Origin of the sequence: Protofrankia sp. Cas8 (assembly GCF_963555845.1) — a bacterium.
In the GTDB taxonomy this organism is placed as follows: domain Bacteria; phylum Actinomycetota; class Actinomycetes; order Frankiales; family Frankiaceae; genus Protofrankia.
In genome coordinates this window covers 1-15526 of sequence record NZ_CAUVXI010000128.1, presented here as the reverse complement: position 1 = coordinate 15526, position 15526 = coordinate 1, and the positions used below count along the sequence as shown (strand labels likewise).

13 protein-coding genes are annotated in these 15526 nt (G+C 68.1%); 5 read left to right on the top strand and 8 right to left on the bottom strand.

What is annotated here, in order from left to right:
- Positions 1-2599 (top strand): HAD-IC family P-type ATPase (locus tag U9977_RS17555; protein WP_322750358.1); only part of this gene is annotated, 2599 nt, incomplete at its 5' end.
- A gap of 61 nt (positions 2600-2660) precedes the next feature.
- Here U9977_RS17555 and U9977_RS17550 read toward each other — a convergent pair.
- The 3 genes from U9977_RS17550 to U9977_RS17540 all read right to left on the bottom strand — a co-directional run bounded on the left by U9977_RS17550 (position 2661) and on the right by U9977_RS17540 (position 4764).
- Positions 2661-3584, bottom strand: a complete 924-nt coding sequence (locus tag U9977_RS17550) for an SDR family oxidoreductase (RefSeq protein WP_322750357.1) — start codon at positions 3582-3584, stop codon at positions 2661-2663.
- A 278-nt stretch (positions 3585-3862) separates the two neighbouring features.
- Entirely contained in the window at positions 3863-4333 is a 471-nt protein-coding gene (locus U9977_RS17545; protein WP_322750356.1) for a MaoC/PaaZ C-terminal domain-containing protein, read from the bottom strand.
- Positions 4330-4764, bottom strand: a complete 435-nt coding sequence (locus U9977_RS17540) for an FAS1-like dehydratase domain-containing protein (RefSeq protein ID WP_322750355.1) — start codon at positions 4762-4764, stop codon at positions 4330-4332. Before U9977_RS17540 ends, U9977_RS17545 begins: the two co-directional genes overlap by 4 nt.
- A 570-nt stretch (positions 4765-5334) precedes the next feature.
- On the opposite strand from U9977_RS17540, the gene U9977_RS17535 reads away from it, so the two are divergent.
- Both U9977_RS17535 and U9977_RS17530 read left to right on the top strand, forming a co-directional pair.
- Positions 5335-6273 carry a hypothetical protein gene (locus U9977_RS17535; RefSeq protein WP_322750354.1) on the top strand — a complete coding sequence of 313 codons (939 nt, stop codon included), beginning with the start codon at positions 5335-5337 and terminating at the stop codon, positions 6271-6273.
- Positions 6274-6509: 236 nt separating this feature from the next.
- Entirely contained in the window at positions 6510-7091 is a 582-nt protein-coding gene (locus tag U9977_RS17530; RefSeq protein WP_322750353.1) for a TerD family protein, read from the top strand.
- A gap of 111 nt (positions 7092-7202) precedes the next feature.
- Here the strand turns inward: U9977_RS17530 and U9977_RS17525 are convergent, their stop codons facing one another.
- The 4 genes from U9977_RS17525 to U9977_RS17510 form a co-directional block, all read right to left on the bottom strand.
- Positions 7203-8840, bottom strand: coding sequence for an aminotransferase class V-fold PLP-dependent enzyme (locus tag U9977_RS17525; RefSeq protein ID WP_322750352.1), 1638 nt, complete (start codon positions 8838-8840; stop codon positions 7203-7205).
- Positions 8837-11005, bottom strand: coding sequence for an ATP-binding cassette domain-containing protein (locus U9977_RS17520; protein ID WP_322750351.1), 2169 nt, complete (start codon positions 11003-11005; stop codon positions 8837-8839). Before U9977_RS17520 ends, U9977_RS17525 begins: the two co-directional genes overlap by 4 nt.
- 212 nt (positions 11006-11217) lie before the next feature.
- Entirely contained in the window at positions 11218-11493 is a 276-nt protein-coding gene (locus tag U9977_RS17515) for a type II toxin-antitoxin system RelE family toxin (protein ID WP_322750350.1), read from the bottom strand.
- 90 nt (positions 11494-11583) lie between these two features.
- Positions 11584-13068: a hypothetical protein gene (locus tag U9977_RS17510; protein WP_322750349.1), complete on the bottom strand. Its 1485-nt coding sequence runs from the start codon at positions 13066-13068 to the stop codon at positions 11584-11586.
- A gap of 477 nt (positions 13069-13545) precedes the next feature.
- Between U9977_RS17510 and U9977_RS17505 the strand changes: the two genes are divergently transcribed.
- Complete coding sequence (locus U9977_RS17505; RefSeq protein ID WP_322750348.1) at positions 13546-13902, top strand: DUF5999 family protein; 357 nt, start codon at positions 13546-13548, stop codon at positions 13900-13902.
- Between the two features lie 53 nt (positions 13903-13955).
- Positions 13956-14624, top strand: coding sequence for a phosphatase PAP2 family protein (locus U9977_RS17500; protein WP_322750347.1), 669 nt, complete (start codon positions 13956-13958; stop codon positions 14622-14624).
- Here U9977_RS17500 and U9977_RS17495 read toward each other — a convergent pair.
- A complete protein-coding gene (locus U9977_RS17495; RefSeq protein ID WP_322750359.1) occupies positions 14621-15511 on the bottom strand; it encodes a hypothetical protein in 891 nt (296 codons plus the stop codon). The two genes, U9977_RS17500 and U9977_RS17495, sit on opposite strands and share 4 nt — an antisense overlap.
- Positions 15512-15526: the final 15 nt, after the last annotated feature.

Below are 15526 nucleotides of genomic sequence, written 5' to 3'. Positions count from 1 at the left end.
GGGGCAGCTGGGCAGCACCCCCGATGGGCTCTCGCGCGCTGACGCGCTGGCGCGGCGCTCGGAGGTGGCCGGCGTGGGCGCGGTCGCGCCGGATCTGGTCGGAGCCTTCGTCCGGGAGTTCTCCAGCCCGCTGACGCCGATTCTCCTCGGTGGGGCGGCCCTGTCGGCTGCCATCGGATCGGTGCTGGATGCGGCTCTGGTGGTCAGTGTCGCGGTCGTGTCCGCGCTCATGGGTGCGGTCCAGCAGCGGCGGGCCGACGCCGCTCTTGCCCGCCTGTTCGCCCAGTCCGCGGTCCGCGCACGGGTGCGTCGCGACCGCCAGGATGTCGACGTCACCGCACAGGAGATCGTTTCCGGCGACGTGATCTCGATCGGGCCAGGGGACGTCGTTCCCGCCGACGGCCGCCTGCTGGCAGCGACAGATCTTGAGGTTGACGAGTCCTCGCTGACCGGTGAATCCCTTCCCGTTGCGAAGTCCCCACGTCCGGTCGCAGCCAGTCACGTGGCCGCCAGGGCGTCCATGGTGTACGAGGGGACCACGGTGGCCGCCGGTCACGGCAGAGCTGTGGTCGTGGCGACGGGTCCGGCCACCGAGGCGGGCCGGAGCATGGCCGTGGCGACGGGTCCGGCCAGAGCCGTCGGGGTCGAAGCGCGGCTCTCCGCGATCACCGAGTTCACCGTGCCGGTGGTGATCGGCGCGGCCGGGACGCTGCTCGCGTCCGGACTCATCCGTGGCCGGCCCGTTCGAAACACGCTGAGCGCGGGCGTGGCGCTGGCTGTTGCCGCCGTGCCTGAGGGCCTGCCGTTCCTCGCCACTGCGGCCCAGCTTTCCGCCGCCCGGCGGTTGTCCGGCCGCGGGGCACTGGTACGAAACCCGCGGACCATCGAGACTCTCGGCCGGGTGGACGTGCTTTGTTTCGACAAGACCGGCACGCTCACCAGAGGCAGGATTCGCCTGGGGGCCGTGTCGGACGGCGCCCGGACCGCCGCCGTCATGGACCTTGATGCCCGGCAACGCCAGGTCGTGGCCGCCGGACTGCGCGCCACCCCGGCCGATGCCGCCACGCATGCCAAGCTGCCCCACCCCACCGACCGGGCGGTGGCCAAGGGAGCGGCTGCCGCCGGCGTTGGGTGCGACCACGGCCTGGCGTCGTGGACGGCGGTGGCGTCGCTGCCCTTCGAACCGGGCCGCAGCTATCACGCCTGCCTCGGGCGGGCGGGCGACGGTGCGCTCCTCAGCGTCAAGGGTGCGCCCGAAGCGATTGTCCCGCGTTGCCTCCGGTGGCGCACCGTGCACGGCACCATCCCCCTGGACCGGGCCAGCCGTGCACGGTTGAACCGTGAACACAATGCGCTCGGTCGAGGTGGCTATCGGGTGCTGGCGGTCGCTGAACGGCGGATGCCGGTGGCGGCTCGGGAACTGGCCGACAGCGACCTCGACGGGCTGACCTTTCTCGGCTTCCTGGGGCTGTCCGACCCGGTCCGGGCCGGCGCCGGGCCGTCGCTCGTCCAGCTGAGCGACGCGGGCGTCCGGACCATGATGATTACTGGTGATCATCCGACCACCGCGGAGACGATCGCCACCGAACTGGGAGTACTCGACAGCGGCCGGGTGGTGACCGGTACGGAGATCGATGCCCTGGACGACGACGCGCTCGACGCGTTGCTGCCCGAGGTGTCGGTGGTGGCCCGCGGTACCCCGGCGCACAAGGTGCGCGTTGTCGAGTCCTATCAGCGGCTGGGCAAGGTGGTCGCGATGACCGGCGACGGGGCCAACGACGCCCCCGCCATCCGGCTCGCGGACGTCGGGATCGCCCTGGGCAAACGCGGCACCCCGGCAGCTCGGGCCGCCGCCGACGTGGTCGTCACCGATGACAGGCTAGAGACGATCCTGGATGTTCTGGTCGAAGGCCGGGCGATGTGGGCCTCGGTCCGCCAGGCGTTGGGTATTTTCGTGGGGGGTAACCTGGGTGAGATCGCCTTCACCCTGCTCGGGTCGGTGGCCACGGGGGCATCGCCGTTGTCGGCCCGGCAGTTGTTGCTGGTCAACCTCCTCACCGATCTCGCGCCGGGGCTCGCCGTGGCGCTGCGCCAACCCGACCCCGACAAGGCGGGTCAGTTTCTCGGCGAGGGCCCGGAGCAGTCGCTCGGCCGCGCACTCGCCCGGGAAGTGGCGGTGCGCGCCGTCGCCACCACGGCCGCCGCATCCGGTGGATGGCTTGTCGCCCGTTTCACCGGCCGTCGCCGCCACGCCGACACCGTGGGGCTTGCTGCTCTGATCGGCGCGCAGCTCGGTCAGACGGTCCTGGTTGGGGGCCGGGGCAGGTCGGTGCTGCTGAGCAGCCTCGGATCCGCGGCCGTGTTGGTTGCGGTCGTACAGACACCCGGGCTCAGCCACTTCTTCGGTTGCACCCCGCTCGGTCCGGCCGGCTGGACGATCGTGGCCGGCTCCTGTGCGGGTGGAACGCTGCTGTCCAGGGCGCTGGAGCCGGTTGCGGCCCGGGTCGTCCCGGACACCGCGGCCCTGCTCCCGGCCCTGCTCCCGGCCTGGCTCCCGGCCTGGCTCCACCCGGGTCAGTGGCGGCGTGCGGAGGACTGATCCCGCGCCGCCGCAGGCCCGGGTGAAGCCGGAAGCCGGTCGCCCCTGTTGCCGGGCGCTCTTATGCCTGGACGGGCCGGTTGCCTGTCATGTCGGCCCCGGGCGCCGCCTTCGCGACCAGGTCCGGGATCACCTCGGACAGCTCTCCCGGCGACCAGCGACCCTGTCGGTCGACGCCCGGACCGTTGACCCAGCCCTCAACAACGGTGATGGTGCCGCCGAACACGGAGAACACCCGGCCGGTGATGTCCTTCGAAGCGGTGCTCCCCAACCACACCACGGTCGGGGAGATGTTCTCCGGCGCCAGCGGGTCGGCGGCACCGGCGGAATCCTTGATTGCCTGGACGGAGGCCAGGTCCTCGGTCAACCGGGTCAGCGCGGTCGGCGAGATCGCGTTGACGGTGATCCCATAACGAGCGAGCTCCTGCGCGGTGATCACGGTGAAAGCCGCGATACCCGCCTTGGCCGCGCCGTAGTTGGATTGTCCGACATTGCCGAACAGCCCGGACGGTGAGGTCGTGTTGATGATTCGAGCGTCGTTGGGCTGACCCGCCTTGGCCCGATCGCGCCAGTAGGCGGCGGCGTGGTGGGTCGGTCCGAAGGTGCCCTTGAGGTGCACCTTGATGACCGCGTCCCACTCGGCTTCGGTCATGTTCGCGAGCATCCGGTCGCGCAGGATGCCGGCGTTGTTCACCACCACATCCAGGCCGCCGAAGGCGTCGATGGCTTGGTCGATGAGGTTCTTGCTGCCGTCCCAGCTGGAGATGTCGTCGGTGTTGGCGACGGCCTCCCCGCCCGCGGCTTTGATCTCGTCGACGACGGCCTGGGCGGGGCCGGTCGAGGCCCCCGAGCCGTCGCGGCTGCCGCCGAGGTCGTTGACGACGACCTTGGCGCCCTCCTGGGCGAACAGTTTCGCGTGTTCGCGGCCGATGCCGTTGCCAGCCCCGGTGACGACGACGATGCGTCCCTCGCAGATCCCGGTCATGCCCGTACTCCCGCTGTCACGATCTATCTCCTATGTCTGCTGGTGCCGTTGTTCCACATGATGGCTGTGGGGGTGTTGTACGCGCCGTTCGGCTTCGGCGCGCTGTTCGCCTTCGACCCGTTGTCTGACCGCAACCTGCCGGTTGGCGAGGGTGCCGGCCGGGGTGGATCGGGGGTCCCGATGCATCCTCACGCGCGGTGGGGTCCGCAAGCTACCGAAGCGCCCGAGTGCCTGCCAGGCCCGGCCGCCCGTCACCGCAATCCGACGGTGGGCCGGGCCTACGCGACGGCGAAGGTCGCCGAGCCCTTGATGTGGACACCACCGGTCTGGCGGGTTGCGGTGAGTTCGACGTCGACCAGGCGTCGTCCGTCCTTCTCGCGTCGGCCGACGACGCTGCCCGAGTAGGTCAGCACGTCATCGGGCCACGCCTGTTCCCGGAACTGCACCTGGAACCGGCGGATGTTCGCCGCGCCCAACCAGTCGGTGGCATAGGTTGCCAGGATGCCGGCCTGCAGCATCCCGACCGCGAAAACGGTCGGGAAACCGGCGGCCCGCGCGAACTGTTCGTCATGATGGATCGGGTTCATGTCGCCGGACGCGCCCTGGTAACGGACGAAATCCGTGCGGGTGAGCGGCGTGTCGGTGAACGGAGCCGCGGCCACGCCGAGCTGGAGGTCCGCCCAGCTCGTGGGATTCACCGCGGTGGTCGCCGTTGTCACAGTCGTCGCCGTGGTCACGGTGGTTGTCATGACGTGGCGGACCCTTCCGTCGGTGTCTGGCCGGTGACGATGGCGGTGCTCTTCGCCTCGGCGACGAGCCGGCCTTCGGGTGTGCGGAATTCGGTGAGGAGTTCGACGAACCGCATGCTTCCGCCGCGCCTGCCCTGCTTTTCGTAGCTGGCGCCGATGCGGGTCTGGCCGACGAGGCGGGTGCCGGCGCGCGGCGGTTCACCGTGGAAGACGAACTCCTGCTCGCCGTGCAGGAGCCGGGCCATGTCGCCGAGCTCCTCCATCGGTGGGGTGTTCTCGGGCCCCGTCCAGAAGGCGGCGGAGGCAAGGAACGTCGCCGGTGACACCGGTACGTCAGTGGTGAGGTAGTCAGGGTTGGACGACTTGGTGGCGTGGGCGAACTCGCGGATCTTGCCGAGTTCGACCTCCATCGTGAACGGGGCTCCGGGCATGGGCCGCTCCTTATCGACTGGCGATTATGCGTTCACGACGTTGTCATCTCTGCGCCCAAGATGCACCATGATCGATTTTGGTTGCGATCCGCAAGCCGTCGGTCCCGGCGTCAACCGTGGAGTCGACGGCCACCGGGCCGCGGGAAGTGCGGAGGGAAGGGGCGCGGGACGGAGTACGGGACGGGTCGCCCGCGGGGTCGCCCGCGGGGTCGCCCGCGGGGCTGACGGCGGGGCTGGTAGCAGGGCCATCGCCGACTGCGCGCAGATTTTTGCCAAATGTTTGTTGCCTGTTGTTATATTGTTGAAGAGTTGATTTTTTGCCGTTGAGCGGATGATCTGTTGGTTGGACCCGGGTAAGAATTGTGACCGTTTCGTCATGGCGCGAACGAACCGATCCCCTGTGCAGGCGGCCTTCGTCGACCTACGCTCGATCCGATGGCGCAGTTCTTGGACCGTGACAGCCCCACGGTGGGACGGCATCGATCACCCTGGGGGCGATCGGGCCGGATCCTTCCTGTCCGGTGGGGGCGTATCGCCGCCGTGACCATGGCCCTTGTGATGGTCATGGGGATGGGGGCGTGGCTCCGCTTCCGGCCTACCGGGGCGCAGGCGGCAGCGGTAGGCGCACCCGCGGCCACTGCGGCCACTGCGGCAGACGGTGGTGTCGCCGAGGTCACGACCACCCCTGGCGCACCCGGCGCACCTGTGGCGACTGCCGGTACGGCTCGCGGCGTCGCGACCGGGGTCGCCGTTGGTGGCGCTCCCGGCACCACCGGGCGACTTCCGACGTCGGGTCCGGCACTGGCCGCCGACGGGAGCGGCCGGGCCGCCTCACCCGCGGCAACCGTGGCGTCGGCCGCGAGCATCGTGTTCTCGCCCGCCATGCTCGACCTTGGCTCGGTGAACTCCTCGGCGACCGTGGAACTGCGTAATATCGGCTCTGTCACCGCCGACTACCAGTTCGCGGCGACCCCGGCCTGGCTCGCCGTCGGCCCGTCAGCCGGCACGGTCGCCGCCGGCGGCCGTAAGGCGGTCCTGTTCTCCCTCGACCGCACCGCCGCGCCGGCCGGTCTGGTCGACATCTCGGTCGCGGTCGTCGTCCGCAGCGGCTCAACGCAGCCCGCAGGCACCGGTGCGGTCCGGGTGACCGCGGTGGTGTCCGGCCCGCCCGTCATCAATGCGGTGACGGCGGCCCCGTCGATCGTCTACCCGCTGGGATGCGCACCCGCGTCCGGGCCGACCCTGTCGATGGTGTCGGTGCGCGCGACCGACGCGACCGGTGTCTTCGGCGTGCAACTGGTTGCCCGGCTGCCCGATGGCAGGACGACGACCACCGCGCTCAACCTCGACAGCGCGACCGGGCAGCAGTCCGACTGGTCGGGTCCGGTCGGGCCGTCGAACACCGCCGGTCGGTTGTCGTTCACCGTGACCGTCACCGATCTCAACGGTCTGCGTACCGAGTCCGCCGGTTCACTGGATGTGAGCGACTGTCCCGCCCCGACCGGGTGAGGGCTACCGGACGCTCTGTGGGAACGATGTGAATCTGGTGTTGTGGCAGGAGCATCAGATTCACATCGTTAAGGTCGCCCGGCAATAGAGGAGCGGATCAAGGAGCGGGGCTGGGGTGCGTCCCAGCCGCGCGACGCCGCGTCCCTGTTGCCGGTTGCCGGTTGCTCTTAAGATCCCGGACGCGGATCGTGGCCCATGCGCCACCGCAGGCGGGAGCGAGGCGTTAGGCTTGAGGCATGGCATCGGTGTCGCTGTCCAAGGGCGGCAATGTGTCGCTCAGCAAGGTCGCTCCGAACCTCACGGCGGTGACTGTCGGCCTTGGCTGGCAGGTGCGCCAGACCTCCGGTGCGGACTACGACCTTGACGCGAGCGCGATCGTCGTCAACGACTGGGGCAAGGTTCTCTCCGACCAGTACTTCGTCTTCTTCAACAACCTGGTGAGCCCTGACGGAGCCGTGAAGCACCTGGGCGACAACCTCGTCGGCGGCGGCGGGGGAGATGACGAGCAGATCACCGTCGAGCTGTTCGCGCTCACCCCACAGGCATCCAAGGTCGTCTTCGCGGTGTCGATCTACGATGCGGAGGCGCGTCGGCAGACCTTCGGCCAGGTCCGGGAGGCGTTCATCCGGGTGCTCGACTCGACGGCCGGCACGGAGATCGCCCGCTATGACCTCACCGAGGACGCGTCGACCGAGACTGCGATGATCTTTGGAGAGCTCTACCGGCACGCCAACGAGTGGAAGTTCCGCGCGGTTGGCCAGGGTTACGCCTCCGGCCTGCGGGGGATCGCCCTCGACTTCGGGGTCAACGTCTCCTGACGTATCGGCCATCGCTTCGTGTGTGGCAGGGCATGGAGGCCTATTTTGGATCTTTTGCTCGATCGCGAACCGGCGGGCTGGGCAGAAGATCCAAAACGGGCTCTGAGGAAATTAGCAGCGTAGCCGAGGCTCGAGGCCGGATAGGTCGGAAAAGCGGTCCTGATACGTTGTCTGGAGGTGTTGCAGCAACCGGTCGACGTCCTCGATGTTCGACGCCAGGCCGAGCGACACCCGGATCGAGCCGGCACTGGGAAGCTTAAGCATGTCCAGGTAGTCGTCCAAGGACCGGACGCTGTGTCGCATAGAACCGGTGACGGCTGCCTTGGTGATGTGGAACGCGCCCTCTCCGACCCCAGGATTGCAGAAACAGCCGGTGCGCAGCGAGATGCCGGCAGCCGAGGCGTCTCGGGCCACCGCACGCTCGTCCACGACGTTGCCATCCGGATCCAGCAGGTTGAAGGCGATTGTTCCGCCCCGGTCGCGGGATTCGGTCGGCCCGTATATCCGTACCATCGGCGCGCCACTACTATGACATAGTGCAACAAGCCGGTCGAGCAGCCAGCCGGTGAGGCAGGCGACCCTGGTATGGATCAGGTCGATTCCGATGTTGTTGATCCAGGACAGGCCGATCTCGATGTCCGGGATGGCGAGAAAGTTGAGGGTGCCGTCCTCGAACGCGCTCTCGTCCTCGGTCAGTGTGTGCCAGCCGCCCTGCACGCTGACAGCCTGAATCGTCCCACCGGAAAACCACGGTCTCCGTAACCGCACCAACGCATCCCGCCGGGCGATGAGGCATCCCACGCCGGTCGGAAAGCCGAAGACCTTGTACCAGCTCACCGGTATGAAATCGGGGTGGACCGCGGACAGGTCAAGCCGATTGGTCGGAACATAGGCGGCTACATCGAGCAATACATCGTAGCCATACTCGTGGGCGGTGTCCACCCAGTGTAACGGATGTTGGACTCCGGTGAAGTTGCTCTGCGCGGGAAATGCGAACAGCCCACGGTCGTGCGTCGAGTGGCTGCCGGGGTCCCGCCAAAGGGCACCCTGGCCACCTGCCTCGGCCCAGGACCGGCCTATTCGGCGTTGTGCGGCCCGACGGCGCGGGTGGCCCGCCCACGGAACGGATCCGCTGACCACCATTCGTAGGGCCGCTTTGGTAACCCCCGGCCTCGGCTGCGCCAGTGCGGCCCGAACCGACGCGTCGTCGATCCGAAGATCGGGTGCGGTGACCGGAACGTACTGCGTCACCGCGCCCCGCATGTTCGCGAACTCCCGGATACCGTTGACCGAATTGTGGTTATCGTAGGTCAGGACGAACCGGGTCCGCGCGCCGAACCGATATGATTCGGCTACGAGTCGGCATGCTCCGGTTGCGTTCGGCGTGAAGATCGCAACGTATTCGTCCGGCGAGGCGTTGAAGTACTCCAGCACGGCCCGCCGGGTCTGCTCCACCAGTTCCGTGGTCGCCTTCGACGCCGGGCTGTCCGAATGGGGGTTGCCGAAACAGCGGTTGTGCAGGCGGGCGGTATGCGCGCGCAGTTGCGCGTCGGCGCATACTCCTGCGCCGGTGTAGTCCAGGTAGATTCCGCCGTCCGCATCAAGATGGCTGTACTCGACGGCCCGCAGTTCGTCTAGTCGGGTAGTGGTGGCGTAGTGGGGGTAGGCGGCGAGGAAGGCGGACAGCGACGGGTCGATGTCCGCGCCCGACTGGCCGGCCTGGGCTGGGTCGAGCGGTGCCGTAGTCATGCGGACCGGACCGGGCGTACGCTGAAGCGGGCGTTCAGCACGAGGTAAGTTGCCGCCAGTAACATGGTCGTGAAGCCGCTGAGAATCGCCCAGTCCAGCCAGGCGGCGTGGGTGAATGTCGTGCCGTAGGACGCCAGCAGCGGTGGGCCGAGCGGTGAACCGCCGTGGGCCCACAGGCGTTCCAGCCCGACGCTGTGTCCGAACCCCTCGAATGCCCACCGGTTGGACATGGCGTAGCTGATCGCCTTACCGGCCGGGGCCATCGCGGGGATCGGCAGTATCGCACCGGAGAACAGCACCTGCGGGAAACACAGCATCGGCAGGGCGACGGTGGCCTGTGCCGGGTTGAACACGGCCGCCGAGGTCAGCAGGCCCAGACAGAGCGCGGCGGTCGATGCCAGCAGCAATGTCACCAGCAAGGTTGCGGCCTGCGCCACGCCGAGGGCGGGCAGCCGGTCCAGCGCCCGCAGCAGGCCTATGGTGATCGTGTCGACGGCGACCAGCAGGGGTAGCAGGACGGCGAGCTTCGAGAGCACATACGGACCGAGCCGAACGCCGACGAGCCGTTCTCGCCGCAGGATCGCCAACTCCCCACAGATCTGCGGCAGCCCGTAGGTGACACCGAAGAAGAAGCCGCCGAAAGTCACCCAGAAGGCCGTCATCATCGTGGCGCCGGGATCGGGGTTCCCGGCGGTGAAGGCATGCGGCCGGAACAACACGACGAACATCAGTAGGATCATCACCGGCGAGCCGAGCAGGATGGCCAGCGTGAGCCGGTCCCGGGCGAGAATCTCGACGTTGCGTCGGGTCAGTAGGTGCCACTGGCGAACCGCACCTGGCGGTTGTCCCGCGGAGCCACTGGAAGGTTTGTCTGTCCCACCGGCCGAGAATGACTGTGGCGTCGGGGAACTCGGCACATGTTCCTGGTCGCGGGCAAACCGTCGGCCCCAGGTTTGCGGAGTGTCCTCATAGGCAAGCCGGCCGTAGACCTCCTCGATCGTGGCCGTCCCGAAGTAGTGGCACGCCCGGTCTACCGGCCCGGCAAAAGCCAGATTGCCGTCCTGGGCCATGAAGACGACTGAATCGCACACACGCAGGTCGGAGACGTTGTGGGTGGCCAGCACGACCGTGGTACCACCGTCTGCCAACCGTCGCAGCAGCCGCATCAGGTCGGCTGCGGTCGCCGGATCCAGCCCGGATGTCGGCTCGTCGAGAAAGAACACCCGGGGTCTGGTCAGCAGCTCGACTGCGACGCAGGCACGCTTGCGCTCACCGCCGGACAGCGAGCGGACCTCGGCGCTGGCCAGCTGGGCAAGACCGAGCTCGCCCAGGACATGTCGTACGGCGTCCGTGAGATGGCGCGGTGAGGAGTCCGCGGGCAGCCGCAATCGGGCGGCGTGCCAGAGCGTCCGCTCGAGCGAAAGCGTTCGGTGAATGATGTCATCCTGCGGTACGTAGCCCAGGGACGACCGGAACAGCGCCGGATTCGTGTGCCGGTCGACGCCGTCATATCGGACCACGCCTTCAACCGGTGCGCGTAGTCCCGCCATCGTCTCCAGCAGTATGGTCTTCCCGGCGCCGCTCGGACCGACGATGGCGACCAGCTCACCCGGTGCGACCCGGAAGGTAACGTCCCGCAGCGTCTGCCGTCCGGGTCGCCGGCCCAACCGTTGGCCAACCCCGGCGACGTCAACGCTGAGCCCGGGACGTCGGACCCCACTCGTCACGCTGGCCGCGGTCACCTGATCCAGCGTGGTGAGCGGCACCGTCCACACCCGTGCGGCAGTGAGCGTGCAGGCGGTGCAGCCGTGTCGGCGCGGTTCATCGGGTGCTGCATTGCCCGGTTCGCCGGTGGCGGCGTCATCCTGTCGCGGTGCCGCGAGGCCGATCACATTGCCGGGGACGTCCCAGCGGCCGGAGACGAGAATGAACAGGTGGCGGACGGGGTCACCCGCGCGGCACACCGTCGCGTCGGCGGGGAGATCGAGCGGGCGCATCGCATCGGCCAGATCGCGCAGCGCCGCCTGGGACAGTCCGCGAAGTATTCGTACTTCGCGGAGCGATCTTAATCGTGTGCCCAGCTCACGCCAGGCATCGTCGGTGCCATCGGGCGGCAGGCTGGGGCTGCCTTCGCCGGTCGATAGCTGAAGATCGGTTGCGTCCATCTGGCGCTCACCTCGCTAGGAACCCTCGGTTGATCTTATTGCATGATAACTTCACAAGAAGAACATAAGCCATAAAATTTAATATATCTACCTCATCTCCTAAATAGGACATAATATGACTTACTTGCGGGCTATTTTCTGGATCATTGCCTGCATCGGCCAACATCCATCAGGCACGCCCTAGGCCCAATGCCGGGCGCGATCGTCGTCGGCTATGAAGCGCGACGGCCAGATTCGCTTCGCTGAGCAACGACCATGATGCGGATGGTAAGGGTATTGGCATCCACCTGGTAGAGGATCCGCCAAGCCGGGCCGGTCGCCTCCCACATGGTGGACCGCGCCTGGGACAGGGGAGTTCCAGCCTTCCGCGGGTCGTTGCGCAGCGGGCCGTTGAGGAAGCGGCGGATCTCGCCGGCCGTTTTGTCCGGTAGTCGTTGCAGGTCGCGCTCGGCCGACGCTGAGACGGTTACCTCATGTCGGGTGCTCATGCTGCTCCGCCGCCTGTGGGCGCCCCGGGTGGGAAGGTCTGCATCGGGCAAATCCGGTTGTTCACATTGTGATCGTAGAAGTCTTTGTTGTCAGCTGTCGGAAGTTCCGGTGGCCAGTTGGGCGCCTCTCCGGCTCCGGGGCTCCTCGGCCGATTGGCGGCGGGCGGCGCGCACACGGGTGATCTGTTGCCAGCCGAACGCCGCAGCCGGGGGGAACAGCACCAGCGTGGGCAGCATGTACCGGTAGTCGAAGCACACGGTTGCCGATGGGACGACGAGCAGGGCTGTTCCCGCGGCCACCAGCAGTGCACAGTCGGCTCGGATCCGCCGACGTTCGTCGTGCTCTGCGCGCGACGAACGTCGGGGCGCCCTGCGGAACACCGCGGCGACACCGAGGGCAACCATCGCGCCCAACGCCGGCCCGGGGGTGTAGCCATGGCGCTGGTAGACCCGCAGAACCGCGGCCGGCGTCGGGGACACGGCACGGGCGACCAGCTCACCGTCGAAGGTCGCGAGGGGCGCGTTGATATTCCAGTACAAGGGCACCGGGTAGGCGGGGAACCCCCAGGTACCGACGGGCCAGTCACGCCGACCCACCCACCGCCCGGGCGCGAAGTAGTGGGCCACTTCGCCGGTCACCATCCGCGTGTAGTCCGCCGGTTGGTGTTCGATCACCTGGTGGGCGAAGTCGGTCATCGCGGCCTTTTTCGCGGCGTCGGGGAGAGCGACGGTGAAGCGCGGGCTGTTGCGGTTCCACACGTAGTAGTTCGGGCCGGGTCGCTCGCTCGGCGGGTGCGCAGAACACAGCTGCCGTGCCGCCGGGGTGAGGTCGAGACGTGGGCAGTCGGCAATCGGCGCGACCCGGCCGTAGAGCCAGTAGGCGTCACCGCCGCTCAGGGCATAGGAGCCGTGCACCGAATGGAACCAGAACGCATACCCGAGCAGCGGTGCGGCCAGGGTCCCGGCGAACGCGACGGACCGCGACCACCCGAACCGTCGGGCTATGAGGTAGGCCAGCGCCAGGACCCCGAGGACGACACCCACCGTGCGGACGAGCGCGGCGAGCGCCAGCGCGCCGCCGGCGAGTCCGCAGGCCCACAGCGGCGGTTCCCGATCCCACAACAGGGCGACGAGCCCGGCGACGAGCAGCGCGTCGAACAGCGTTTCCGCCATGACGAAATGCTCGATGTTCACCTGATAGGCGTCGAGGAGAACAGGTGCTGCCGCCAGCGCCGCGATCGTGGGCGCGACGCCGCGGTGCGTCAGAAGTGCATAGACGGCAAGCCCGAGCCCCAGACCAAGAGCGTGTTGGACGGCGGGCACCACCCACAGCTCGCCGGTAACGGACAATGCGTGCAGCACCACCGGATAGCCCGCGGGCCGCACCGTGTCCGGGCTGAGGTACCGGGCCAGCTGGAGGTAGGCGTAGGAGTCGCCGGCGAACTCGAATGCAGGGCGGTAGGCGGCCATCGCCAGCACCCGCAATGCGCTGGCCAGGACAATCAGAACGATTATCAGCCGGTGCCGACGCAGGCGGGCCGGGCGTATCAGGCTCGTCGACCGTAGCCGGTTCATCGCCATCTGTATGGGTCGGTCGGCAGCGATGGGGTTGACGGTCGGTACCTCAGCATCTTCATCGACATGAACCGCTCTGTACGGACCCGGCTGGGTCTCCCGTGAGGCCGGCGGGCAACGGGCCGGGTACCGGGCTGCAATGGGTCCAGGAAAAGGTATCGAAGGTGCTTTCCCGTCATCGGGTGGGATCAATATATTCGGTGTCTGTCACCGGGTGGTTCCACCGTGTTGGTCGACGGTAGTAGTGGTCGCAACCAAGAAGCGGCCGGCTACGAAGCGCGTCGAGCCGTGGCTGCGGCGCTCTAAACCGTGCCCGGACCGCAACCGCGTCCACCTGCGAACTGTGTCCAGGGCCCTTCCGGTGGGCATTGATCCGCGCGATCGAAGATCCATCGCATAGGCCCTAGATGGGAACCATGTCTACTGCGAAGGAGGGTAGGTCGATGTGACGTCCGTTACCTGGGGGCGTAATCTTCTGTGACTGTGCGAGCAACAACGGTTTCTGGAGATCCATCGACAAGGACGTCGGCGAGTTCACAGGTACCCACCGCGTCTTCGCTACCCGGCCTGGCGGGCTGTCCTCACTCCCCGCCCTGCCCGCCCGCCGCCGGTCCCGACCGGGATGCGGCGCGGGTGACGATCCGGCACTGTGACCAGGGATGGAGCCTGCTGTGCAACGGTGTGATCTTGTTTGACGACACTGGTGAGATTTTGCCGACGGGGAGGATCATCGAACCGCGGCGGGGGCTTCCGCGCCTGGTGAGTACCGCGGCCGCGGCGGTCGTGACGCGCCACCAGACGGCCCTGCCGACGCCGCGTGGCCGGGCCACCTGACGTGCCGACCTGACGTGCCGACCTGGCGCGCCGACCTGACGTGACCGCGTGACGTGATTTGCCATCCGCGGAGTCTCGCCATCCGACGAGCACTGATCGTTGATGGGGCACGGCTGCTGGTTTCCGCCGTTTCCGCCGTGGACCGGGCCGTCTTCGTCCGTCTTGCCGGTGCGCGTCCGCTCCTCGACCCGATTCTGCCGGGCCTGTCCCGAGCAGCCGACCACGGTCTGCTGTGGTGGGGGACAGCGGTGGCTCTCGGCGTCAGCAGGGGACGGCGCAGGCGCGGGGCAGTGCGGGGCATGGTGGCCCTGGGCCTTGCCAGCGCGACCGCGAACGGGCCGGCCAAGATGGTGTTCCGCCGGGACCGTCCTGATCGTCACGGCATACCGCCGCGCCGTCGACTCCGCCGGGACCTGACGACTTTCTCGTTTCCCTCCGGGCATGCCGCATCTGCGGCCGCCTTCGCGACCGCGGTCGCGATGGACGCACCCGTCGCGGCGATCCCGGTCGGGATCATCGCCACAGGCGTGGCGTTCTCGCGGGTCTATGTCGGCGTCCACTACCCGAGTGACGTGCTGGCGGGTGTCGCCATCGGGGTATCCGCCGCCCTCGTGACCAGCAAGATCATGCCCAGGCGGCCCTACCGTCCGGTGCGGGCACGCCCGGCGTCGACGCGGGTGCCGGCGCTACGGCCAGCTGAGGTTTACCACGAACGCGGCTAGTCTGGTGATCTACCAGGAGGAAGACCTCGGCCGGTCTGCCGCCGCTCGCCGCCGTGGCGGTTCTGGAGCGGGACAAGCGTGTGCAGCGGCGCCGTCAGGTTGGCCGCTGTATCGGGGTCGAGGATGTCCTGGACGAGCAGCGCGCAGGCGAGGTCCGCGCACAGTTCCATGACACGCTGGTCCGCATCGGCATCCTCAAGATTGATCATTTTGCGGCAGGACGGACACAGGCGCCAGAACCCCTCGGCTGCGCTACGCCGAACCAGGGTCCAGACGCGCCGGCGGCCGGTACGCACCGCGCTGTTGAACGCTGCTTCCATGGCGTCCCGATGCTCGATCTCATCGCGGGTGAGCGCGGTGACGAGCAGACCGTCGTAGACCCGCAGGCTGTCGGCGTCGTGGCAGCGACGTGCCAGTACCGGCAGAGCCGCGAGGACCCGTTTGACCTCGGAGCCGAAGGGACCGAGGTCCGGCTCGTGTCCCCGGCCGCGGGGATAGACCACCCGCCACGATCGCATCAAGGCCGAGTACTCCGACCGGGTGAGAATCGGTTTGGCGTAGGCGGCGGCGATCGCGTCGCGGACCGCTTTGAGCGCGGTCGCGGTGATGCCGGGATCAACCGTCACATAGTCGTCGATGCCCGCGAGGTCGTCGGCATAGATCGCCGAGAGCGCGTCGAAGGCGGCGAGAACCTCGACAACCAGCGGGGCATCCGGCGACAACGCCTTGTCGCGCGCGGCCGCGAGTTGTGGCGTGTTGCGCCAGACTGACGCGAGTTGGCCGAGTTCCGTGTCGCTGGCGTGTACCAGCTGGGTGAGGATCGCGAGAATACCACGCAGGTTCGGGTGGTCCTCCAGTCGGTCGATCCGCCGCGACCGCAGAATCATGGCTGTTTCCCGAGA